General features: G+C 65.6%; 25 protein-coding genes. 9 read left to right on the top strand and 16 right to left on the bottom strand.

The genetic code is table 11. The features are described 5' to 3' along the window. The first annotated feature begins 34 nt into the window (after positions 1–34). Complete coding sequence (locus tag AAG813_RS07855; protein ID WP_341913624.1) at positions 35–214, top strand: hypothetical protein; 180 nt, start codon at positions 35–37, stop codon at positions 212–214. A gap of 51 nt (positions 215–265) precedes the next feature. Here the strand turns inward: AAG813_RS07855 and cynS are convergent, their stop codons facing one another. From cynS to AAG813_RS07895, 8 genes are all read right to left on the bottom strand, one after another. After that, positions 266–709 (bottom strand): cyanase, encoded by a 444-nt coding sequence (gene cynS / locus AAG813_RS07860; RefSeq protein ID WP_096671147.1) that lies wholly within the window; start codon positions 707–709, stop codon positions 266–268. Positions 710–744: 35 nt separating this feature from the next. After that, entirely contained in the window at positions 745–1,191 is a 447-nt protein-coding gene (locus tag AAG813_RS07865) for a nuclear transport factor 2 family protein (RefSeq protein ID WP_341913627.1), read from the bottom strand. Beyond that, positions 1,188–2,090, bottom strand: coding sequence for an ABC transporter ATP-binding protein (locus tag AAG813_RS07870; protein WP_341913630.1), 903 nt, complete (start codon positions 2,088–2,090; stop codon positions 1,188–1,190). Before AAG813_RS07870 ends, AAG813_RS07865 begins: the two co-directional genes overlap by 4 nt. Continuing rightward, the gene (gene ntrB, locus AAG813_RS07875) at positions 2,080–2,949 is read right to left on the bottom strand and encodes a nitrate ABC transporter permease (protein WP_341913632.1); all 870 of its coding nucleotides are present in this window, start codon (positions 2,947–2,949) and stop codon (positions 2,080–2,082) included. The genes AAG813_RS07870 and ntrB overlap by 11 nt, the downstream gene beginning before the upstream one ends. 162 nt (positions 2,950–3,111) lie before the next feature. Next, on the bottom strand, positions 3,112–4,527 hold the full coding sequence (locus AAG813_RS07880) for a CmpA/NrtA family ABC transporter substrate-binding protein (RefSeq protein ID WP_341913634.1): 1,416 nt from the start codon (positions 4,525–4,527) through the stop codon (positions 3,112–3,114). 371 nt (positions 4,528–4,898) lie between these two features. Next, positions 4,899–5,318, bottom strand: a complete 420-nt coding sequence (locus tag AAG813_RS07885) for a CBS domain-containing protein (protein WP_341913636.1) — start codon at positions 5,316–5,318, stop codon at positions 4,899–4,901. A 119-nt stretch (positions 5,319–5,437) separates the two neighbouring features. Then, entirely contained in the window at positions 5,438–6,097 is a 660-nt protein-coding gene (locus AAG813_RS07890; protein ID WP_341913638.1) for a response regulator transcription factor, read from the bottom strand. Positions 6,098–6,101: 4 nt separating this feature from the next. Next, complete coding sequence (locus tag AAG813_RS07895) at positions 6,102–7,307, bottom strand: PAS domain-containing sensor histidine kinase (RefSeq protein WP_341913640.1); 1,206 nt, start codon at positions 7,305–7,307, stop codon at positions 6,102–6,104. Positions 7,308–7,497: 190 nt separating this feature from the next. On the opposite strand from AAG813_RS07895, the gene AAG813_RS07900 reads away from it, so the two are divergent. The 8 genes from AAG813_RS07900 to AAG813_RS07935 all read left to right on the top strand — a co-directional run bounded on the left by AAG813_RS07900 (position 7,498) and on the right by AAG813_RS07935 (position 14,990). Beyond that, positions 7,498–8,061, top strand: a complete 564-nt coding sequence (locus AAG813_RS07900) for a hypothetical protein (RefSeq protein WP_341913642.1) — start codon at positions 7,498–7,500, stop codon at positions 8,059–8,061. Further along, on the top strand, positions 8,061–9,350 hold the full coding sequence (locus tag AAG813_RS07905) for an MFS transporter (protein WP_341913644.1): 1,290 nt from the start codon (positions 8,061–8,063) through the stop codon (positions 9,348–9,350). Before AAG813_RS07900 ends, AAG813_RS07905 begins: the two co-directional genes overlap by 1 nt. Continuing rightward, positions 9,347–9,790, top strand: coding sequence for a PTS fructose transporter subunit IIA (locus AAG813_RS07910; protein WP_096671163.1), 444 nt, complete (start codon positions 9,347–9,349; stop codon positions 9,788–9,790). Before AAG813_RS07905 ends, AAG813_RS07910 begins: the two co-directional genes overlap by 4 nt. Beyond that, positions 9,759–10,028, top strand: a complete 270-nt coding sequence (locus AAG813_RS07915; RefSeq protein ID WP_341913647.1) for an HPr family phosphocarrier protein — start codon at positions 9,759–9,761, stop codon at positions 10,026–10,028. The genes AAG813_RS07910 and AAG813_RS07915 overlap by 32 nt, the downstream gene beginning before the upstream one ends. Before the next feature lies 1 nt (position 10,029). Then, positions 10,030–11,802 carry a phosphoenolpyruvate--protein phosphotransferase gene (gene ptsP, locus AAG813_RS07920; RefSeq protein WP_341913649.1) on the top strand — a complete coding sequence of 591 codons (1,773 nt, stop codon included), beginning with the start codon at positions 10,030–10,032 and terminating at the stop codon, positions 11,800–11,802. Between the two features lie 661 nt (positions 11,803–12,463). Then, entirely contained in the window at positions 12,464–12,928 is a 465-nt protein-coding gene (locus AAG813_RS07925; protein WP_341913651.1) for a Spy/CpxP family protein refolding chaperone, read from the top strand. Between the two features lie 47 nt (positions 12,929–12,975). Then, positions 12,976–13,662: a response regulator transcription factor gene (locus tag AAG813_RS07930; RefSeq protein WP_341913653.1), complete on the top strand. Its 687-nt coding sequence runs from the start codon at positions 12,976–12,978 to the stop codon at positions 13,660–13,662. Further along, positions 13,659–14,990, top strand: coding sequence for a HAMP domain-containing sensor histidine kinase (locus AAG813_RS07935; protein WP_341913655.1), 1,332 nt, complete (start codon positions 13,659–13,661; stop codon positions 14,988–14,990). The genes AAG813_RS07930 and AAG813_RS07935 overlap by 4 nt, the downstream gene beginning before the upstream one ends. 486 nt (positions 14,991–15,476) lie before the next feature. On the opposite strand, the gene AAG813_RS07940 is transcribed toward AAG813_RS07935, so the two are convergent. The 8 genes from AAG813_RS07940 to AAG813_RS07975 form a co-directional block, all read right to left on the bottom strand. After that, complete coding sequence (locus AAG813_RS07940; RefSeq protein WP_341913657.1) at positions 15,477–16,319, bottom strand: DMT family transporter; 843 nt, start codon at positions 16,317–16,319, stop codon at positions 15,477–15,479. 81 nt (positions 16,320–16,400) lie between these two features. Then, positions 16,401–17,090 carry an AraC family transcriptional regulator gene (locus tag AAG813_RS07945; protein ID WP_341913658.1) on the bottom strand — a complete coding sequence of 230 codons (690 nt, stop codon included), beginning with the start codon at positions 17,088–17,090 and terminating at the stop codon, positions 16,401–16,403. 4 nt (positions 17,091–17,094) lie between these two features. Next, positions 17,095–18,099, bottom strand: a complete 1,005-nt coding sequence (lipA, locus tag AAG813_RS07950; protein ID WP_341913661.1) for a lipoyl synthase — start codon at positions 18,097–18,099, stop codon at positions 17,095–17,097. A gap of 26 nt (positions 18,100–18,125) precedes the next feature. Next, a complete protein-coding gene (gene lipB, locus AAG813_RS07955) occupies positions 18,126–18,833 on the bottom strand; it encodes a lipoyl(octanoyl) transferase LipB (RefSeq protein WP_341913663.1) in 708 nt (235 codons plus the stop codon). Positions 18,834–18,857: 24 nt separating this feature from the next. Beyond that, positions 18,858–19,160, bottom strand: coding sequence for a DUF493 family protein (locus AAG813_RS07960; RefSeq protein WP_341913665.1), 303 nt, complete (start codon positions 19,158–19,160; stop codon positions 18,858–18,860). Further along, positions 19,157–20,074 (bottom strand): D-amino acid aminotransferase, encoded by a 918-nt coding sequence (locus tag AAG813_RS07965; protein ID WP_341913667.1) that lies wholly within the window; start codon positions 20,072–20,074, stop codon positions 19,157–19,159. The genes AAG813_RS07960 and AAG813_RS07965 overlap by 4 nt, the downstream gene beginning before the upstream one ends. A 99-nt stretch (positions 20,075–20,173) precedes the next feature. Beyond that, the gene (locus AAG813_RS07970; protein WP_341913669.1) at positions 20,174–20,746 is read right to left on the bottom strand and encodes a DUF2062 domain-containing protein; all 573 of its coding nucleotides are present in this window, start codon (positions 20,744–20,746) and stop codon (positions 20,174–20,176) included. Positions 20,747–20,810: 64 nt separating this feature from the next. After that, complete coding sequence (locus AAG813_RS07975) at positions 20,811–21,257, bottom strand: CopD family protein (protein WP_341913671.1); 447 nt, start codon at positions 21,255–21,257, stop codon at positions 20,811–20,813. Positions 21,258–21,297: the final 40 nt, after the last annotated feature.

Raw genomic sequence — 21,297 nt, forward strand, 5'->3', positions numbered from 1 at the left:
GCTTGCTTCATATCCACACCCACAAGGAATCACCATGCGCAACTTCTCCGGCAAAGCTCCGACCTTCGTCGTGTGGGTGATTTCTCTGGTGCTGTTTATTGTTGCCCTGCTCGCGCAATTTGGCGTAGTCCGCCTGGGCGCGCCGATTGCGACCTGGTCGTGGATTATTGGTTTTGGCCTGCTGCTGATTGCATGCAGGGTTAAAGGGCTCTAGACTTTCGACGCGCGACGCCAGGGTGCCAGACGGCACCCCGGGTCAGCGCAATCAATAAGTTTTGTACGGCAAAAACTTGCCAGACAACACCACATTCACGCGATCACCCTTGGGGTCCGGCGTGCGCACGATGTCCATCGAGAAATCAATCGCGCTCATGATGCCGTCGCCGAACTCTTCGTGGATCAGTTCCTTGATCGTCGTGCCGTAGACGCTGACGATTTCGTACCAGCGGTAGATCAGTGGGTCGGTGGGCACGGGCGTGGGCAGCGATCCCTTGTAGGGCACGACCTGCAGCCACTTCTGCTCTTCCGCAGTCAACCCGAAAATCTTGCCGACGACTTTGGCCTGCTTCTCATCCAGCGTCATCTGGCCCAGGCAGGCGGCGGTTGTCCACTCCTTGCTGAGGCCGACCTTCTTGGCGACCGATTCCCAGGTGATGCCCTTGCTGACTTTGACGGTGATGATTTTTTCGGTGATGTCGTTGCGGTTCATGGTGTTGTTCTCCGTGTTGAAAAGAAAAAGGGTGATCAGGGGGCCACAGGGCGGGGCCAGTGGAACTTGCGGTCGTCTTGCTTGATCGGCACGTCGTTGATGCTGGCCTCGCGGCGTTGCATCAGGCCCAGTTCGTCAAACTCCCATTGCTCGTTGCCGTGGGAGCGGAACCAGAAGCCGGCGTCGTCGTGCCATTCGTACTCGAAACGCACCGAGATGCGGTGGCCGGTAAAAGCCCAGAGTTCCTTCTTGAGCCGGTAGTCCAGCTCCTTGGCCCACTTGCGTTTCAGAAACTCGCGGATCATGGGCCGGCCCGAGAAGAAGTCGGCGCGGTTACGCCAGACCGAGTCTTCGGTGTAGGCCAGCGCCACGCGGTCGGGGTCGCAGCTGTTCCAGGCGTCTTCGGCCTTCTGCACTTTTTCCTTGGCGCTTTCCAGCGTGAAGGGCGGCAACGGCGGGCGGGCTTGATCGGTCATGCTCATGCGACGGCTTTCAAAGTGACGGAGGGCGGCGCGTCGGCCAGCGCGCCGCGCCCGGGCTCCACCGTGGGCGGGTGCGCCGGCGCCTTGCCGTGCGACAGGTCCTTGGAGCGCGCCACCAGAAAGTCCACCAGGTGGTTGCGCAGCGGGTAGTACTGCGGGTCGTGGTGCACGGTGGCGCGCTGGCGGTCGCGCGGCATGGTGTTGCGCACGATCTCGGCCACGCGCGCCTGCGGGCCGTTGCTCATCAGGAGGATCTTGTCGGCCAGCAGCACGGCCTCGTCCACGTCGTGCGTGATCATGAACACCGTTTGCTGCGTCTCGCGCACGATGGCCAGCAGCTCGTCCTGGATGGTGCCGCGCGTCAGCGCGTCGAGTGCGCCGAAGGGCTCGTCGAGCAGCAGCATCTTGGGCTCGATCGCAAAGGCGCGCGCAATGCCGACGCGCTGCTTCATGCCGCCCGACAGCGCCGAGGGTTTCTTGTCGATGGCGCCCGACAGGCCGACCAGCGCCACGTATTTCTGCACATGGGTATCGACCTGGGCGCTGGTCCAGTCCGGCCATTTGGAGCGCACCGCAAAAGCAATGTTCTTGCGCACGGTGAGCCAGGGCATGAGCGCATGGCCCTGGAAGACCACGCCGCGCTCCAGGCTGGGACCGGCGACCTCGCGGCCGTCCATGAAGACATGGCCGGCGCTGGCTGTCTCCAGCCCTGCGAGCACGTTGAGGATGGTGGTCTTGCCGCAGCCCGAGTGCCCGATGATGCAGACGAACTCGCCGCGGTTGATGCTGAAGTTGACTTCGTCGAACACCGGCTCGGTGGTGCCGGGGTAGGACTTGGCCAGGCCTTCGACCTGCAGGAAGGGGCGGCCGGTAGCGGCCGGGGCGGAATTATTCAGCATAGGTCACCCACTTCTGCATCTGCGCAAACATCAGGTCCAGCAGCATGCCCATCACGCCGATCACGACGATGGCAAAAATCACGTTGGTCAGCGAGAGGTTGTTCCATTCGTTCCAGACAAAGTAGCCGATGCCGGTACCGCCCACCAGCATCTCGGCAGCGACGATCACCAGCCAGGCGATGCCCATGGAGATGCGCATGCCGGTCAGGATGGTCGGCGCGGCGGCCGGCAGGATGACGAGGAAGGCCTTGCGCAGCGGCTTGACTTCCAGCGTCTTGGCGACGTTGAGCCATTCACGCTTGACCGCCGACACACCAAAGGCGGTGTTGATCAGCATCGGCCAGACCGAGCAGATAAAAATCACGAAGATGCCCGAGGTGGACGAGTCCTTGATGGTGTACAGCGCCAGCGGCATCCAGGCCAGCGGCGAGATCGGTTTAAGCACCTGGATGAAGGGGTCGAGTGCGCGGCGCAGCAGCGGCGACATGCCAATGACGAAGCCCAAAGGAATCGCCACCACGCAGGCCAGCAGGAAGCCCAGCGCAACGCGGCCCAGCGAATGCCCGAGCTGGATGGCAATGCCCTTGTCGTTGGGGCCGCGGTCGTAAAACGGGTCGCTGAGCTGGTCGACAAAGGTCTTGCCCATCTGCCCGGGGGTCGGGAAGCCCGAGGCCTTGCCGGCGCCCGGGTCCTTGCCCATCATCTTCTGGTACTCGATCTGCTCGGCCGTCATGCCGGTGACGTTGCCACCGGTGCTTGCCGGGGCATTGGTGGCGGCCGACCAGATGGCGATAAAGGCCACGAAAATCACGAGGGAGACGATGGCTGCGCGAAAGCCGAGGGTTTTGAAAATATTCATGGTGGTGTCAGGAAGTCGCAGCGTCGCTGGTGATCTCACAAAGGCTGTCACCCCGGACTCGATCCGGGGTCCATGCCTTGGCCGCGGTGAGAGGCGGACATGGATTGCGGGTCAAGCCCGCAATGACGGATGGCACAAGCAGAAGCATGGTCACGTGATTGCTCATGAAATCTTGTTGATCGGGAAGCTCTTCGCATAGGCATCCGCCTTGGCTGCGTCGAACTCCTTGCCCATGATCTTGAACTTGGGGTAAGCGCCTTCGGGCGTCGCTTGACCGAGTTCCTTCATGTACTTCTTGGCGTCGGTGATCAGGAAGACCTTCTCGGCGATCTGCTTGTAGTTGACTTCGCCTTTGACGTAGCCCCAGCGCTTCATCTGCGTGAGCATCCATACCGCCATCGACTGCCACGGCATCGGGTCGAAGTCGGCGCGATCCGGCACGTTCTTGATGTTGCCCAGGCCGTCGGCAAACTTGCCGGTCAGCACCTGGTTCAGCACGGCTTCGGGCTGGTTCAGGTACTGCGCCGGGGCGATCACCTTGGCGATCAGCTCGCGGTTTTTCGGGTCGCGCGCCATGGCGGCGGCCGTCAGCACCGAGCGATACAGCGCGGCAAAGGTATTGGGGTTCTTCTGGATGAACTCTGTCGAGGTGCCGAAGGCGCAGCAGGGGTGGCCGTTCCACAGGTCACGCGTCAGCACGTGGATGAACCCGACTTCCTCGTACACGGCGCGCTGGTTGAAAGGATCGGGGCCAAGGAAACCGTCGATGTTGCCGGCGCGCAGGTTGGCCACCATCTCGGCCGGCGGCACCACGCGCAACTGCACGTCGGTGTCGGGGTTCAGGCCGGCTTCAGCCAGGTAGTAGCGCAGCAAAAAGTTGTGCATCGAGAACTCGAAGGGAATCGCGAACTTGAAGCCCTTCCAGTTTTTCGGATCGCGGTTGTCCTTGTGCTTGAGCGCCATCGTGATGGCCTGGCCGTTGATGTTCTGGATGGTCGCCACGTTCATCGGCGTGGCGTTGGAGCCCAGACCCATGGAGATGGCCAGCGGCATCGGCGACAGGAAGTGCGTCGCGTCGTATTCCTTGTTGATCATCTTGTCGCGGATCAGCGCCCAGCCGGCGGTCTTGGTCACTTCGACGTTGAGGCCCTGCTGTTTGTAAAAGCCCAGCGGGTGCGCCATGATCAGCGGCGTGGCGCAGGTGATGGGAATGAAGCCGATCTTCAGGTTGGTTTTTTCCAGGGTGCCGGGTTTTTTGCCGGCGTCCTGCGCCAGGGCCTGCATGGTGCCGACCGGCAGCACGCTGGCGATCGCGGCCATGGCCGTGCCCTTGCCGACGGCGCGCAGGAAGCGGCGGCGCACTTCGTCCTGCGGGAACAGGGCCTTGACCAGGGTGGCTTCAATGAACTCGTTGGAGTAAGCCTCGAACTCGCTGGTCTGGCTGCGGCGGCGCAACTCGATGGCGGCGCTGTCGGCAGCAACGGCGGCGTGGTGGTCGGCCACCGTGTGGTCCTTGCCGCAGCTGCACTTGAGCATCAGCGGTTTGTCGGCGTCGTAAGGCGAGAAGTAGTCGGACATGGCGCACACCTTTCAGTTGAAGATGCGGATGTCTTGCAAGCAGCGGGCCACTTTGGCCGGGAGTGCGGTCTGCGCCGTATTTCGCTGTTGATGGAATGACGCGGTGTAGGGCGGGCACTACAAAACGGGTGCCGTGGGCGGTGTTTTGCGGACGGGGCGCGCTTGTGGCGGCTGCTTTACAGCGGGAACGGTGTCAGAACAGATGGGCAACGCGAGGCCGTTTAGGCTCGCTGCACCAAATTAGCGCATGCCAGCATGCTTGTCATCCCGGACTCGATCCGGGATCCATGCGCACGTTCCACCGCAAGCGGGCGCACGAGGCATGGATTGCGGGTCAAGCCCGCAATGACCAGGAAGTGGGTCGGGTTGGCTCAGGCAGGTGAGGAGATATCGGCCAGCGACTGGCCGACGTCTTCTTCGTCCTGCCCCTTGACCGCGATGTCGCCGATGGAAATGATGCCGACCATGCGCTCTTCGCCATCCAGCACCGGCAGGCGGCGGATCTGGCTGGCCGCCATGTCGGCGAGGACCGTGTCCAGGTCGTCGGTTTCGCGGGCGGTGCGCACGTCGGTGCTCATCACCTTGGACAGCGGGGTGTTGCCGTCCAGGCCTTGCGCCACGGCGCGCACCACGATGTCACGGTCGGTCACCATGCCGACCAGCTTGTCGCCCTCGCACACGGGGATCACACCCACGTTGATTTCGTCCATGGCTTTGGCGGCACTGGCCACGGTATCGCTGGGGGTCATAGTTCGCACGTTGCGGGTCATCACGTCGTTGACGGTTGTCATGGAAATTCTCCTTGGGTTGCTTGGCTTAGGCCGGCGGCGCCGTCTGCAGCCAGCATGGCGCGCTGAAGCCAGCTTGGTAGTCAGCGGCCACCCAAGTGGCCGTAGGACAAAGGCGCGGCTCAGGCGCCGGCCGGCGTGTTGGCGTGGCGCTCGGCGTACAGCGCGAGTTCCACGTCGTTCTTGGTGCCGGTTTTTTCCAGGATGCGCAGGCGGTAGGTGCTGACGGTGTTGGACGCCAGGCCCAATTGCGTGCCGATCTCGCCGACCGACTTGCCCGCCGTCAGCAGGCGGAACACCTGGTGCTCGCGGTGCGACAGGGCTTCGGCGCCGCTGCGCCCGCCGCTGCCGCCGACCGCGCTGGCCAGGGCCTCGGCGGTGACGGCTGAAACGTACATGCCGCCGGTCGCGACCTTGCGCACCGCGGCAATCATGTCGTCGGGGTGCGCGCTTTTGTTCAGGTAACCGGCCGCGCCCAGCTTGATGCAGCGCACCGCGTACTGCTTCTCCGGATAGGTGCTGAGCATCAGCACCGGCAGCTGCGGCCAGGCTTTTTTGAGGGCCTGCAGCACGTCCATGCCGTCGCGGCCCGGCAGCGCAATGTCGAGCAGCACGGCAGCCAGCCCGGCGGGGCCGCCCAGCGCCTCGACCTTCTCGAGAATGTCGGGGCCGGTCTCGGCTTCGGCCACCACGGCGATCTCGGGGGCGTCGGCCAGCACCTGTTTCAGGCCCTCGCGCACGATGCGGTGGTCGTCGCCGATCAGGATGTTCAGGGTGGTCATGTTGCTATTGTTTTGGTAGCTGTATGCGCAGGTGGAACAAGGACCCGTGGCCAATTTGGCTTGAAATCTCCAGGCTGCCGCCAAGGTGCCGCGCGCGTTCGCGCATGCCCATCACGCCGTAGGCATTGGCCGCTTCAAAGGCGGCGGCGGCTGCGCCCTTGCCGTTGTCCTGCACGCGGATGCTGATTTCGCCGGCCGTGGCCAGGATGGTGACGGCGAGGTGGCTGGCCTGTGCGTGGCGGCCGACGTTGCTGAGCATTTCCTGGAAGATGCGGAAAATCGCCATGGCCGAGGGCTCGGGCAGCGGCACGGCCTGCTCCACGTCCATTTGCCAGTCGAGTTCGAGTTCGGCCGACTGCACGAACTCATGCGCCTGCCAGTCCAGCGCGGCCCACAGGCCTTGGTGGTCGAGGATGCTGGGGCGCAGGTCGGTGATGATGCGGCCCACGTTGTCCACCGCGGCCTCGATCAACCGGCCCATGTTCTGGCACTTGTGGCGCATGGTGTCGCGCATGGCCTGCGCCTCCACGGGTTCCCGCTGCTGCTGTTCGCCCAGGCGTTTGTCGAGCCAGCCCACGTCCATCTTCAGCGCCACCAGCAGGCTGCCGAGCTCGTCGTGCACCTCGCGCGCGATGCGGGTGCGCTCTTCCTCGCGCACCGTGTGGGTGTAGGCCGAGAGTTCGCGCAGTTGCTGCAGTGCCTCGGACAGCGCCTGTGTGCGCTCACTGACGCGCTGCTCCAGCACGTCGTTGGCGTGGCGCAGGGCTTCCTCGGCCCGCTTGCGCGCCGAGATATCCACAAAGGTCACCACCGCGCCCTGCACCACGCCGCCATCGACGATGGGGTAGGACGAATATTCGACCGCAAACGCGCTGCCGTCGCGGCGCCAGAACAGCTCGGTGTCGATGCGGCAGGGCAGGGCCATGCGGAAGGCGTTGAAGATGGGGCACAGGTGCTCGGGGTAGTGCGCGCCGTCGGCGTGGCTGTGATGCGCCAGCTCGTGCATGTTTTTGCCCAGCACCTCGCCAGGGGCAAAACCGAGCTGTTCGGCGCCAGCGCGGTTGATGAAGGTGCAGCAGCCGTCCATGTCGATGCCGAAAATGCCTTCGCCGGTGGATTCCAGCAGCTGCGAAAGCTTGTCGCGCCAGACCGGCTGGTCGGCGCCAGGCAGGTGCAGGGGTGCGGGCAGCGGGGCGGTTTCTGCAAACATGGCAGTTGACGAGCAAACATCGTGCCCAGCTTGGTGCGCGGTGCATCACGGGCTAAGGCTGGCCAGGCGCCAAATCGGTGCGTCGCCGGCCTGCAGCGCCGGAACGCCCCAAAACAGGTTGTTCTCGCGAATCGCTGTAAAGTCAGAGATCCTCTTCCCCCCAAAGACCCGAGCGCCGGTGGCCCCTTTCATGACTTTCCTGCTGAACCTTTCGATGACCCGTGTGACGGCCGGCGTGCTGGCAGCGGGCCTGCTGCTGCTCACGGCGTGCAACCCCGTTTTCAACTGGCGCGAAGTCCGGCCGGACAACACTGCGCTGAGCCTGTTACTTCCCTGCAAACCCGACAAGGCCCAGCGCAGCGTGCCGCTGGGCGGGCGGCCGACCGAGCTGGCCATGCTGGGCTGCGATGCCGGCGACGCCACCTTTGCGGTCGCGGTGGCCACGCTGGACGACGCGGCGCAAGCGGCGGCGGTGCTGGCGGGCTGGCAAACCGCCACGCTGGCCAACCTCAAGGCTGCCGGCGGCGGGCAAACCAGCCCGCTGAAGCTGCCCGGCGCGGACGCGCTGCCGCCGGCGGTGCGGGTGCGGGCCAGCGGCCAGCGTAACGACGGCCGGGCGGTGCAAAGCCAGGCGGCGTATTTTTCACAGGGCCGGCAGGTTTTTCAGGCGGTGATCTACGCCGACAAGATGGATCCCGAGGTGGCCGAAACCTTCTTCTCCAGCCTCAAGCTGGACGCCGGAACTCCCCGCTGATGGGCGCCGTTCGGGACGCCGGGCGCTTGCCGGCCGCCGCTGCCGCGTCCGGCCTCCTGAGCCGGCGTGCCGCCATCGTGGTGTTTCTGGCGTTTGCCGCAGCCTACTTCTGCTCGACGCTGGTGCGGGCCATCACGGCCACGCTGTCGCCGGTGCTGACGCAGGAGTTTTCATTGCATGCGCGCGACCTGGGGCTGCTGGCCGGCGGGTATTTCCTGGGGTTTGCCGTGACCCAGCTCCCGCTGGGCACCTGGCTGGACCGGCATGGGCCCAAACGCGTGATCCTGTATTTTCTGGGGCTGGCGGTGCTGGCCTGCCTGGCGTTTTCAATGGCGACCAGCTTCGCCGGCCTGCTGATCGCCCGCGTGCTGCTAGGCATGGGCGTCAGCGCCTGCCTGATGGCGCCGCTGACCGGTTACCGCCGCTGGTTTGACGCCGGCACCTTGCTGCGCGCCAACTCCTGGATGCTGATGACCGGCTCGCTCGGCATGCTGGCGTCCACCCTGCCGGTGCAGTGGCTGATGCCGCTGACCGGCTGGCGGCCGCTGTTCTGGATTCTCGCGGCGCTGATCCTGTTGTCCATGGTGGCGATTGCCTGGGTGGTCCCGTCATGGAAGGTCGCCTCCGCGGCGGTCTCTCCCACCGTGCCGCTTCAGCAGGCCAGTTACGCCCAGGTCTGGCGCAGCCGCTATTTCCAGAAAATGTCGCCGGTGGCCTTTTTCCACTATGGCGGCGTGATCGCGCTGCAGACCCTGTGGGCCGGGCCGTGGATGGTCCGGGTGGCAGGCTACACGCCGCTGCAGGCGGCCACCGGTCTGTTCTGGATCAATGCCTGCATGCTGCTCACTTTCTGGGCCTGGGGGCTGGTCAACCCGTGGCTCGCTCAGCATGGCTGGAGCGCCAACCGCCTGATCACCTGGGGCGTGCCGGTCAGCCTGGTGGTGCTCGCTGTCAATATCGCGGCCGGCCCGGCCACCGGCTGGGTCGGCTGGGCGCTGTTTTGCATGAGCTCCAGCGTGCTGGGCCTGGCCCAGCCGGCCGTGGGGATGGCGTTTCCGCAGGTGCTGGCCGGGCGCGCGCTGACCGCCTACAACCTGGTGATTTTTGCCGGTGTGTTTGTCATGCAGTGGGGCATCGGCCTGCTGATCGACGTTTTTCAGGCCATGGGGCTGGCCGAAGTGGCCAGCTTCCAAGCGGCGCTGGCCGTGTTTTTGTGTTGTTGTCTCGCATCGTATGCCTTCTTCCACGGCGCCAAAGCAGACCCCACCCCCGATAATTCACCGCAATGAACGGCATTCTCATCATCGCCCACGCTCCGCTGGCTTCGGCCCTGCGGCAATGTGTTCTGCATGTTTTTCCCGACAACCCGGCCAGTGTGGCCGCGCTGGACGTGCAGCCCAACATGCCGCCCGAAGAAACCCTGGCGCAGGCGCGCATTGTGTTCAAGCAGATGGGCACCTCGCACGCGCTGGTGCTGGCCGACGTGTTTGGCGCCACGCCCTGCAACGTGGCGCAGAAGCTGGTCGATGGGGTGCATTCCAAGCTGATCACCGGCGTCAACCTGCCCATGCTGCTGCGCACCGTGTCCTACCGGCACGAGCCGCTGGACGCGCTGGTGGCCCGGGCGGTGATGGGCGGAACGCAGGGCGTGATGCAGGTGGCCATCACCGCACCGCAGAACCAGGTACGCAGAAACCATGATCAAGACCAGCACGACCATCAACAATAAACTCGGCCTGCATGCCCGCGCCTCGGCCAAGCTGACCAAGCTCGCCGGCAGCTTTCCCTGCGAGATCTGGATCGCCAAGGGCGAGCGCCGCGTCAACGCCAAAAGCATCATGGGCGTGATGATGCTGGCCGCCGGCATCGGCAGCACCGTGGACATCGAAACCGACGGGCCCGAGGAGCAGGCCGCGATGGAGGCGCTGCTGGCACTCATCGCCGACAAGTTCGGCGAAGGAGAGTGACTTGACCTTCTCGGTCCACGGCCTGGCTGTCTCGCGCGGGGTGGCGATTGGCCGCGCCGTGCTGGTGGCGTCGAGCCGGGCCGACGTGGCGCATTACTTCATCGAGGCCTCGAAGACGGTGGAGGAAATCCAGCGCCTGCGCGTGGCGCGCGATGCGGTGTCCGAGGAAATCACCCGGGTGCAGCGCGACCTGCCCAAGGACGCGCCGCACGAACTCTCCGCGCTGCTCGACGTGCACCTGATGCTGCTGCAGGACGAACAGCTGATCAGCGGCGTCAAGCACTGGATCGTGGACCGGCTCTACAACGCCGAGTGGGCGCTGACCACGCAGTACGAAATCATCGCACGGCAGTTCGACGAGATGGAAGACGAGTACCTGCGCGAGCGCAAGGCCGACCTGGAGCAGGTGGTTGAACGCATCCTCGGGTTCATGAAGGGCGTGGCCTCGCCGGTGCTGCCGGCCGCGCAATCCGCCGCAAACCGGCAGCCGCGCCAGCAGGACCTGCTGCTGGATGACACCATGGACGTGCCGCTGGTGCTGATCGCACACGACATCTCGCCGGCCGACATGCTGCAGTTCAAGCAAAGCCTGTTTGTCGGTTTTGCGACCGACGTGGGCGGCAAGACCTCGCACACTGCCATCGTGGCGCGCAGCCTGGACATTCCGGCGGTGGTGGGCGCGCGCAGCGCCAGCCAGCTGATCGAGCAGGACGACTGGGTCATCATCGACGGCGACGCCGGCGTGCTGATTGTCGATCCCTCACCCATCATCCTGGCCGAATACGGCTTCAAGCAGCGCCAGGGCGAGCTCGAACGCCAGCGCCTGAACCGGCTCAAACACACGCCCTCGCTGACGATCGACGGCCAGAAGGTCGAGTTGCTCGCCAACATCGAAATGCCCGATGACACCGCCGGCGCGGTGGCCGTGGGCGCGGTCGGCGTCGGCCTGTTTCGCAGCGAATTCCTCTTCATGGGCCGGCCCGGCAACCTGCCCGGCGAGCAGGAGCAGTACCTGGCTTACCGCAAGGCTATCGAAGGCATGCGCGGCCTGCCGGTGACGATTCGCACGGTGGATATCGGCTCGGACAAGCCGCTGGACAAACTCGCAGGGCGGGTGCAGGACGGCCAGCTGAACCCGGCGCTGGGCCTGCGCGCCATCCGCTGGAGCCTGGCGGACCCGCCGATGTTTTTGACGCAGTTGCGCGCCATCCTGCGCGCGGCGGTGCACGGCCAGGTCAACCTGCTGGTGCCCATGCTCGCCCACGGCAGCGAGATCCGCCAGACCCTGTCGCTTCTCGACCATGCACGCGCCGAGCTCGACAACAAGGGCATGGCCTATGGGCCGGTGCGGCTGGGGGCGATGATTGAAATTCCGGCGGCCGCGCTCACGCTCAAGCTGTTCCTGAAATACTTCGATTTCCTCTCGATCGGCACCAACGACCTGATCCAGTACACGCTGGCGATCGACCGCGCCGACGAGGCCGTCTCGCACCTGTACGACCCCTGCCACCCGGCGGTGCTGCGCCTGATTGCCGACACCATTGCCGAGTGCAATGCGCAGGGCAAGGGTGTCAGCATCTGCGGCGAGATGGCTGGCGACACCAGCATGACGCGGCTGCTGCTGGGCCTGGGCCTGCGCAGCTTTTCCATGCATCCCTCGCAAATCCTGGCCGTCAAGCAGCAGGTGCTGCGTGCCGATGCCAGCAAGCTTGCAGCCTGGGCGGCCCAGGTGCTGGACAGCGAAGACCCGGCCTCCATGTTGCAGTCTATTTAGCTATGGAAATAGTAGCTGGTGGAGCTTGTGGGGATTGGGCTACGAGCTGAATTTGTTTCTAGAGAAGCCTTAGCCCGTCGAAGCCGCCGTTGCCTCAATATTTCAGGTTTGCCTGCTCGCCGGGTCTCGCCCCGGCGGGCGACTCACTTTCTCTTGCGTCGCCAAGAGAAAGTAAGCAAAGAGAAGGCGACCCGATGGTCTGGGTCCCTTCGCTTCGCTGCGGGCAACCTGCGGTGCTCGACAAAAGCGGGGTCTCGCTCGAACTCGCCTTCGGCTCAAACAATCGCGAGCCCTGATCCGCTTTTGCCTGCGCTCCTCGGCCCAGCCCGACGGGTGGGGGAACAAATGCGGGTTCGGATGCGGGGAGACGATGACGCGCTTTGCGCGTCATCGTCGGAGTACGGGACCGTCATGTTTGCACGCGAGAGCAGCACACGCGGCCAAATGAAGCTCCCCGCCATCGCCCAGCGGGGCGAGGGAGGGGCGGGGGGAGGGAGTGGGGAGTCAGACCTACTGTCCGAAGCGAACCACCGGCGCAGCGTGATGCCGGAATGACTCAACACCGAAACAAAGCGAAACACACCGCAACCGGCGTGAAACCCCCCGCGCCGCCGCCGCGCGCACCATGCAGGCTTCCTCCACTTCTTTGCAAGGACCTCCCATGAAACGCTTCATCAGGAAAACACTTTTAGGCCTCTTTGGCGGTGCGCTCATCGTCGGCAGTCTGGGCGCGTGTTCGCATCGCGGTCCCGCTGGCTGGCAGTCCGGCACCGAAGCTTCGCCGGAATCGCGCGCGCGTATGGTCGAAAAAATCGGATCCCGGCTGGACCTGGACGCGGCGCAGAAGCAGAAGCTGGCGGTGCTGGCCGACAAGCTGCAGGCCCAGCGCGCCGCGCTGCGTGGTGCCAGTGATCCGCGTGCCGACATGCGTGCGCTGTTTGCCGGCAGCAAGCTCGACCAGGCCGGTGCCAAAAAGCTGATTGACGAAAAAACGGCCGCCCTGCAGGCCGGCAGCCCGGCGGTGATTGCCGCTGCCGCCGACTTCTTCGACAACCTGCGTCCCGAGCAGCAGCAGAAGGTGCGCGAGTTCATGGAGCGCGGCCGCCGCTGGGGCCGCCATGGCTGAGTCGTCGGACGTGGTGGTGTGACGGGCAAAGTTCTTATGATGAGCCCATGCCCCGCATCCTGCTGATCGACGACGACGAACACCTGGCCGCGCCGCTGGCGACTTACCTGGCGCGTTTCGGCCTGGTGCTCGACAGCGCCCTGCGACCCGGCCAGGGGCTGGCCATGCTGCGTGCCACGACTTACGACGCGGCCATCCTCGACGTCATGCTGCCCGAGATGGACGGTTTTGCGTTGTGCCGCGAGATCCGCAAGGAGAGCGACATTCCGGTGGTGATGCTGACCGCACGCGGCGACGTCATGGACCGCGTCGTCGGCCTGGAGCTCGGCGCCGACGACTACCTGCCCAAACCCTTCGAGCCGCGCGAGCTGGTGGCGCGCCTGCAGACCATCCTGCGGCGTCAGCGTGTGGCGCCTGCGCCGGTGCAGGCGGCGCGCCGGGTGTTCCAGGACCTGGTGATCGACCTCGAGGCGCGCGAGGTCTTGCGCCAGGGGCAGCCGGTGGACCTGACGGGCACCGAGTTCGAGCTGCTCGCGTTGCTGGCCGCGGAACCCGGCAAGGTGTTCAGCCGCGACGACATCCTGAACCGGCTGCGCGGCCACGAGGCGGACCTCTACACCCGCGCCGTCGACATCGTGGTGAGCCGGCTGCGCAAGAAGCTGGAGCCGCTCGACTGCATCAAGACCCTGCGCAACGCGGGTTACACGCTGGCCGTGGGCAAGGCCGCGCCATGACACAGCCACCGACTGCTCCGGCGGCGCGCCGGCGCTGGCGGCATTCGCTGCGGCTGCGGCTGGTGACGGTGTTCCTGCTGCTGGCGCTGGCCATGGCGGCCGTGTTCATGGGCGGCATGCAGCGGATTTTTTCCACCGGCTGGCGCGATGCCGCCCGGCCGCTGGTGGCGGACTACATGGATCGGCTGGTGCAGGAGATCGGCACGCCGCCCGACGTGGCCCGGGCCCAGGCGCTGGCCGAACGGTTGCCGATTGCCATCCGCATCGAGGGGCCGCGGGTGAACTGGCAGTCGCACCCGGACCGGCCGGAGCACCGCGAGCGCCCCGGTTTTGGCGGCCGCGCAGGCGACTGGCTCAGCCGCCCCACGGCCGACGGCCACCGCGTGAGTTTTGGCCTGGGCACCGTGCCCTGGCAGCGCGGGCCACACAGCCCGGTTGGCTGGATCACGCTGGCGCTGCTGCTGGCCCTGATTGCTGCGGCCTATGCTTATGTGCGGCACCTGCTGCGGCCGCTGGACGACATCGGCGCGGGGGCAGAACGTTTCGGCCACGGCGACTTCGACACGCCGATCCCGCTGCGCCGGCGCGACGAGCTGGGTGACCTGGCGCAACGCATCAACACCATGGCGCAGGACATCAAGGGCATGCTCGATGCCAAGCGCGGCCTGCTGCTGGCGCTGAGCCACGAGTTGCGTTCGCCGCTGACACGCGCGCGCCTGAACGCCGAACTGCTGCCCACCAGCGCCGACGGCTGCGGCGCGGGTGAGGCCGAACGCGCCGCCCTGCTGCGCGACCTGAACGAGATGCGCGACCTGATCAGCGACCTGCTCGAAAGCGAACGCCTGGCCAGCCCGCATGCGATGCTGCAGCGCGAGCCGGTGGACCTGGCCGCGCTGGTGCGCGAGGTGGTGGCCGACATGCCCGACGCTGCCGCGGTGACGCTGGACCTGGCCGCGGACCTGCCCGCGCTGGCGCTGGACCGCACGCGCATGCGCCTGCTGCTGCGCAACCTGCTCGACAACGCCTTGCGTTACAGCGCAGAGGCCGGCCAGCCGCCGCGCATCACGCTCACCCGCCGGGACGGCGGCGTGCTGCTGGAAGTGCGCGACTTCGGTCCAGGTGTGGATGCCGAACAGCTGGCCCGCCTGACCGAACCTTTCTACCGCACCGACAGCGCACGCCAGCGCACCACCGGCGGCGTGGGGCTGGGCATGTATCTGTGCCAGCTGGTGGCGCAGGCGCATGGGACGCAGCTGGAGGTTGGGAATGGGGGGCCGGGGTTGTGGGTTCGGGTTGTTTTTGGGCGGGACCTGTCGTCCCGGACTTGATCCGGGAACCATGTGCTAACTACTTCAGCTCCTCGTCTGTTTGTAGTTCACCAACAAGCCGGGGGTTGCCCGGCGGCAACTCACTTTCTTTTTGCGTCGCCAAAAAGAAAGTAAGCAAAGAAAAAGGCGACCCTGCTGTCTGCGTCCCTCCGCTTCGCTGCGGGCAACCTGCGGTGCTCGGTCCAGCCGGGGCCGGGCTCGAACTCGCTTCGCTCAGACAATCGCCCGTCCTTGTCCGTCTGGCCCTGCGCTCCTCGGCGCATACGGAAGGGTGGGGGATGAGGTCGGGAGCGGATTCGGGGAGACCTGACGCGCGCAGCGCGTCAGGTCACTCACGGGACGGTCATGTATGCACGTGGCAGCAGCACACGCGGCCAAATGAGGTCCCCCTCCATCGCCCAGCGGGGCGAGGGAGGGGTTAGGGGTGGGAGTGGGGAGTTGCGCCTACTGCCTAGAACAGACCCCAGACGCAGCGTGACGCCTCTATCAACTTTTCCCTCGAGTCCCCAACACAGCAGCCCCAATAATCATCCCCGCAGCCAGGCCAATGCTCCACGACAACGAACGGCCGCTTACCAGCATCAGCAGCGCGGTCGAACCCAGCGGCGTCAGGTAACTCAAGATCCCGATCTGCCGCGCATCGCCGAGCTTGAGCGCCTTGTCCCAGAGAAAAAATGCCGCGCCCAGCGGACCCAGGCCCATCAGCGCGATCAGGACCGCGTCCCGGCCCGACAGCGCCACCGCCGGCTCCAGCGCCCAGTGGCACAGCAGCGAGAGCAGGCCCGAGACCAGGCCGAACAGGCCGATGGCCGCGGTCGGAAAAGGCGCCACCCGTTTTGTCAGCAGTGAATAACTGGCCCAGATGAAGGCCGAGGCGAGCGCCGGCAGGTAACCCCAGGCCCAGCCGCCGCCAGCGCTGCCGGTGCGCGCGCCCAGAATCGCGATGGCCGCGCCGGCAAAACCGAGCAGGGCGGCGGCCACATGCACCGCACGCAGCTTCACGCCGCGCAGAAACAGCGGCGCCAGCACCACCATGAACAGCGGCCACAGGTAGTTGACGAGGTTGGCTTCGACCGGCGGCGCGTGGCGCAGCGCGATGAACAGCAGGAAATGAAAACCGAACAGGCCATACACGCCCAGCAGCAGCGTGCTGGCCGGAATGCGCCATTGCCGCCTGTCTTTGAGCACAAAGGGCAGCGCGAGCAGGCTGCCGACCAGCAGGGCGACGCCGGTCAGCAGAAAGGGCGGAACGTGGCGCAGCGACACGCCGAGGGAGGCGAGGCTGGCCCATAGGGCGATGGCGCCCAGGGCGTACAGATTGGCAGGCATGGCGTGAGCATAGTCGCCGGTCGCGCAGGGCATCGTCGCGCGCGCCGGGTGAACCGTCGCAGAACAACGGCGTGGCTGTGCTCAGTGGGGACGCAGCCGGCGCAGGGCGGCCGTGAGCGCCGAGGGCGACAGGTAGCCGCAGCGCAGCGCGGTTTCGGCCACACAAAGGCCGCTGCCACGCAGCTGCACGGCCAGCGCCAGCCGCTGCTGGCGCAGCCACTGCATCACGCTGAGGCCGGTTTCGTCACGGCAGCGTTCGGCAAAACGCGAGGGGCTCAGACACACCTGCCGCGCCAGTTGCGCCACGCTCAGCGGCTCATGCAGGTGCTGGCTGGTCCACACGGCGAGCTGGTTCCAGTCGATGGGTCGTTCCTGGCGTTTCGGCGTGGCGTGGGGTGCGCGCCAGGCGTCCAGCAACAGCAGCGGGCCGTGGTGCTGCGCCAGACTGTCCGGGTGTTGCAGCGCTTGTGCCAGGTAGTGGGCCAGGGCCAGCGCCTGTGCGGACCGCGCGGGCTGGGCCGGGCAATGCGCCCAGCCGGCGTGTGCGGTGTCCAGCACCAGGCAGCGGCTGCCGCTGCGGGCTTCGAAGTCGTGGCGTTCTCCGGGGGCAATCACGCAGCCCTGGCCGGCGCCGATGCGCTGGCCGCGGCCCTGGACGTCGAGTTCCAGCACGCCGTCCAGGCCAAGCAGCACCTGGAAATGGGGATGCGCATGGCTGCCGGGCGAGGCGCCGTACTGGCGCAGCGACAGCGAGCCCTGCGGCGCGCTCATGATCTCAGAGGGTATCGGCCACGCCCGCGGCGTGGGCCTGCTGGTCGGCATGGTAGCTCGAGCGCACCATGGCGCCGACGGCGGCATGGGTGAAGCCCATCTTGTAGGCCTCCTGCTCGAACATCTTGAAGGTGTCGGGGTGCACATAACGGCGCACCGGCAGGTGGCTGGTCGAGGGCGCGAGGTACTGGCCAATGGTCAGCATGTCGATGTTGTGCGCGCGCATGTCGCGCATGACCTGCAGAATTTCTTCATCGGTTTCGCCCAGGCCGACCATGATGCCGCTTTTGGTCGGCACGTCGGGGTGCAGGGCCTTGAATTTTTTCAGCAGGTTCAGGCTGAACTGGTAGTCCGAGCCGGGGCGCGCTTCCTTGTACAGGCGCGGCGCGGTTTCGAGGTTGTGGTTCATCACGTCGGGCGGTGCGGCCTTGAGGATCTCCAGCGCGCGGTCATCGCGGCCGCGGAAGTCGGGCACCAGGATCTCGATGGTGGTGCCCGGCGAGAGTTCGCGAATGCGCGTGATGCAGTCGACAAAATGCTGGCTGCCGCCGTCGCGCAGGTCGTCGCGGTCCACGCTGGTGATCACCACGTACTTGAGCTTGAGCGCGGCAATCGTCTTGGCCAGGTTCTCGGGCTCGTTGACGTCCAGCGGGTCGGGCCGGCCGTGGCCGACGTCGCAGAAGGGGCAACGGCGTGTGCATTTGTCGCCCATGATCATGAAGGTCGCCGTGCCCTTGCCGAAACATTCACCGATGTTGGGGCAGGACGCTTCCTCGCACACCGTCACCAGCTTGTTGCTGCGCAGGATGTCCTTGATTTCGTAAAAGCGTGTGCTCGGGCTGCCGGCCTTGACGCGAATCCACTCGGGCTTCTTGAGCAGCTCGCCCTGCACCACCTTGACCGGAATGCGCGACAGCTTGGCCGCGGCCTTCTGCTTGGCCAGCGGGTTGTAGTCTTCCTGGCTCTGGATATCGCGAACAACAGGATTGACAGTTTCTGGGGTGCTCATGGTGTGCTTCTTTGGAGGGAATGTGGTCAGGGCGTCAGGTAGGTGACGAGCTTGTGGCCCAGCACGTCCGCGGCCTCCTGCCAGCTGGCCGATACCCCGATTGTAGAAAGGTCTGTGGTTTGCAGCCCCGCATACCCACAGGGGTTGATGCGCGAGAAGGGTTCGAGGTCCATCGCCACATTGAGTGCGACGCCGTGGTAAGTGCAGTGCCGGCTGACCTTGATGCCCAGTGCGGCGATCTTGCCCAGGCCGCGGAAAGGGTCAGCCGGGTTGAGCGGGCCACTCAGCGCCGCATGCGAGGCCGGGTCCGCGAGACGGACATAAATGCCGGGCGAGCCCGTCACGCGGTGCCCGGTCACGCCGAAATGCCCCAGCGTCTTGATGACCGCCTCTTCGATGCGGTAGACATATTCCTTGACGAAATACCCGGTGCGTTTCAGGTCGATCAGCGGGTAGGCCACCACCTGGCCGGGGCCGTGATACGTGACCTGGCCGCCGCGGTCGGTCTGCACCACCGGAATGTCGCCGGGGGCCAGCACATGGTCAGGCTTGCCGGCCAGCCCCTGTGTGTACACCGGCGAATGCTCACAAATCCATAGCTGATCGCGCAAGTCCTGATTGGACTGGAGGCCTGTTTGGCTTGCAATGTCGCGGCGGCTGGCGGTGAAGGCCTGCATGGCTGCATAGGTGGGCGGGTAGTCCACCCGGCCGAGCTGGCGCACATCAAAGGACATGGCAGGCTTTTGCAAGCGGGTGCCTTACAGCACCACCTTGACCATGGGGTGGGTGGACAGCGTGCGGTACAACTCGTCGAGCTGTTCCCGGGAGGTGGCCATGACGGTGATGGTCACGCCCAGGTATTTGCCGCCCTTGCTTTCGCGCAGCTCGATGGTGGTGGCATCGAACACCGGGTCGAACTGGAGTGCGATCAGGCTGATGGCGTGCACCAGCCCGTCGACCTTTTCGCCCATGACCTTGATGGGAAACAGCGACGGGTACTCGATCAGCGATTCCTGGCGCGGGGTGTCGGCGGGAGGTGGTGGTTTGGGTGGGGTGTTCATGATTGCTCCGTCTGCGCCTGCTTGGCGCGCTGGTAGGCCGCGTGCAGCTTTGCGTACACCGGGCCGGGCTGGCCGCTGCCTATGCTTTGACCGTCGAGCGTGGTGACAGCCAGCACCTCCTTGGTCGCCGACGACAGCAGCAACTCGTCGGCGGCGAAAACTTCCTCGCGGCTGACCCGGCGCAGTTCAAAAGGGATGCCGGCGTCGCGGCAGATTTCTTCGATCAGGCCGTAACGAATGCCTTCGAGCACCAGGTTGTCCTTGGGCGGGCCCATCACCTTGCCGCCCTGGACGACCCAGACGTTGCAGGCGGCCGCTTCGCTGAGGAAGCCGTCGCGAAACATCACGGTTTCCACCGCGCCCACGTCGGCACTGATCTGGCGCGCAAACACCGCGCCCAGCAGGCTGGTGCTCTTGATGTGGGCCTTGCTCCAGCGGAAGTCGTCGGCGGTGACGCAGGCCACGCCGTGCGCGCGCTGCTCGGGCGTCGGGGGCTTCATCGTATTGGTCATGACAAACACTGTGGGTGTCAGGTCGGGCGGCATCACATGGTCGCGCAGCGCCACGCCGCGGGTGATCTGGATGTAGACCAGCTGGTCGGTTTTTTCCGGCGCGGTGTGCATCTGCAGCGCGTAGTCGGCGACCAGCTTGAGCGTGACTTCGCGCCACTGGGCGTGGGTCAATGGGTTGGCGATGCGCACCTCCGCCAGGCTGCGGTCCAGCCGTGCCATGTGCTGGGCAAAGCGGAAGGGCTGACCGGCGTACACCGGCACCACTTCGTAGACGCCGTCACCGAAGATGAAGCCACGGTCCATCACACTGACCTTGGCGTCCCGCAGCGCGGTGAATTCGCCGTTCAGGTAACACGGTGTGGCGGGCAGGGGCGTGATCGAGGCGGGGCTGGAGGTGCTCATCATGTCGCTCAAAAAAGGGGTGGGAGACGATTGTCGCGCAGGCCGTGTTTCGCAGTACTGACGGCTAAGGACGAACGGCTAAGGACGAACGGCTAACGGCTAACGGCCATGGCGCTGGATGCGCCGCTTGAACCAGACGCGAAAGCGCCAGATGAGGTTGACCAGCACATAGCCGCCGATCGAGCCGCCGACGGCAAAAATGGCCATGCCGAGCACCGCCGGCCAGCCAAAGCGCTCCAGCCAGCCCATGACATCGAAGCCGGCGCTGGCCGAAGCGGCTTCCAGCGCCGCGCTGCCGGCTTCCACCTCGAGAGGCGAGATCCCCAGGATCAGGCTGCCCAGCTTGTAAGCCAGCCAAAGCCAGAAGCCGACGGTGAACGGATTCGTGATCAGCGTCACGCCGGCAGCCACCGGGATGTTGCCGCGCCACCAGATGCAGTGGACGGCGGCCACCAGGATCTGGGCGACAGGCAGTGCAAATGCCCAGAAGATGCCGATGGCGACGCCGCGGGCCACCGCCTCGTGCTGCACATGCCAGAGTCCGGGTTCGCGCAGGTGATGCGCCACCGGCTTGAGCCACGGGTGGGCCGCCAGTGTTTCGCGGCTGATTCCTTTGGTGAAGCGGTCCGTCCAGGAGGGAGGTGGCGGGCTGCGTTTTCTGCGTGTGCTCATGGCTGGGCCCTGAACGGAGAACATTGATTTTTGTCCATCGACATCACGCTGGCAGCCTGCACCCTCAGGCCCAGAAAATCACGGCCGCAATGGCCAGGGCGCCGAGCACCAGGTTGCTCATGGCCAGCGTGGCGATCTGGCCCACACGGCGCCCGCCTTCGGGCCAGTCCGCGGCGGCCACAGCCAGTTTCAGGCGCCGGTAGGGACCAAAATAAAGATGGCCGAACAGCGCGAACATCAGCAGGCCGATGCCGAACATCAGGTGCCAGCCCAGCGGCGCGTTTTTCATGCCGACAGCCAGCAGCATGGCCAGCCCGGTGAGCAGCAGCAGCGCAATGGCAGGCCAGACCAGCACAAAAAACTTCTGCAGGACCAGGGCGATCAATGGCAGGCGCTGCGGCGGGGCGAGCTGCGCGGCCGCGGCAGGCCGCAGCGCAAACAGCATGAAGCTGATGCCGCCCAGCCAAACGATGGCAGCGGCGATATGGAGGAATTTCATCAGGGCGGGCATGCGGGGGCTTTCAAAAAAAGGCGTGCTGCAAGAGCTGGAA

This window comes from Polaromonas sp. YR568 (assembly GCF_943371715.1).
Taxonomy (GTDB): Bacteria; Pseudomonadota; Gammaproteobacteria; order Burkholderiales; family Burkholderiaceae_C; genus Polaromonas.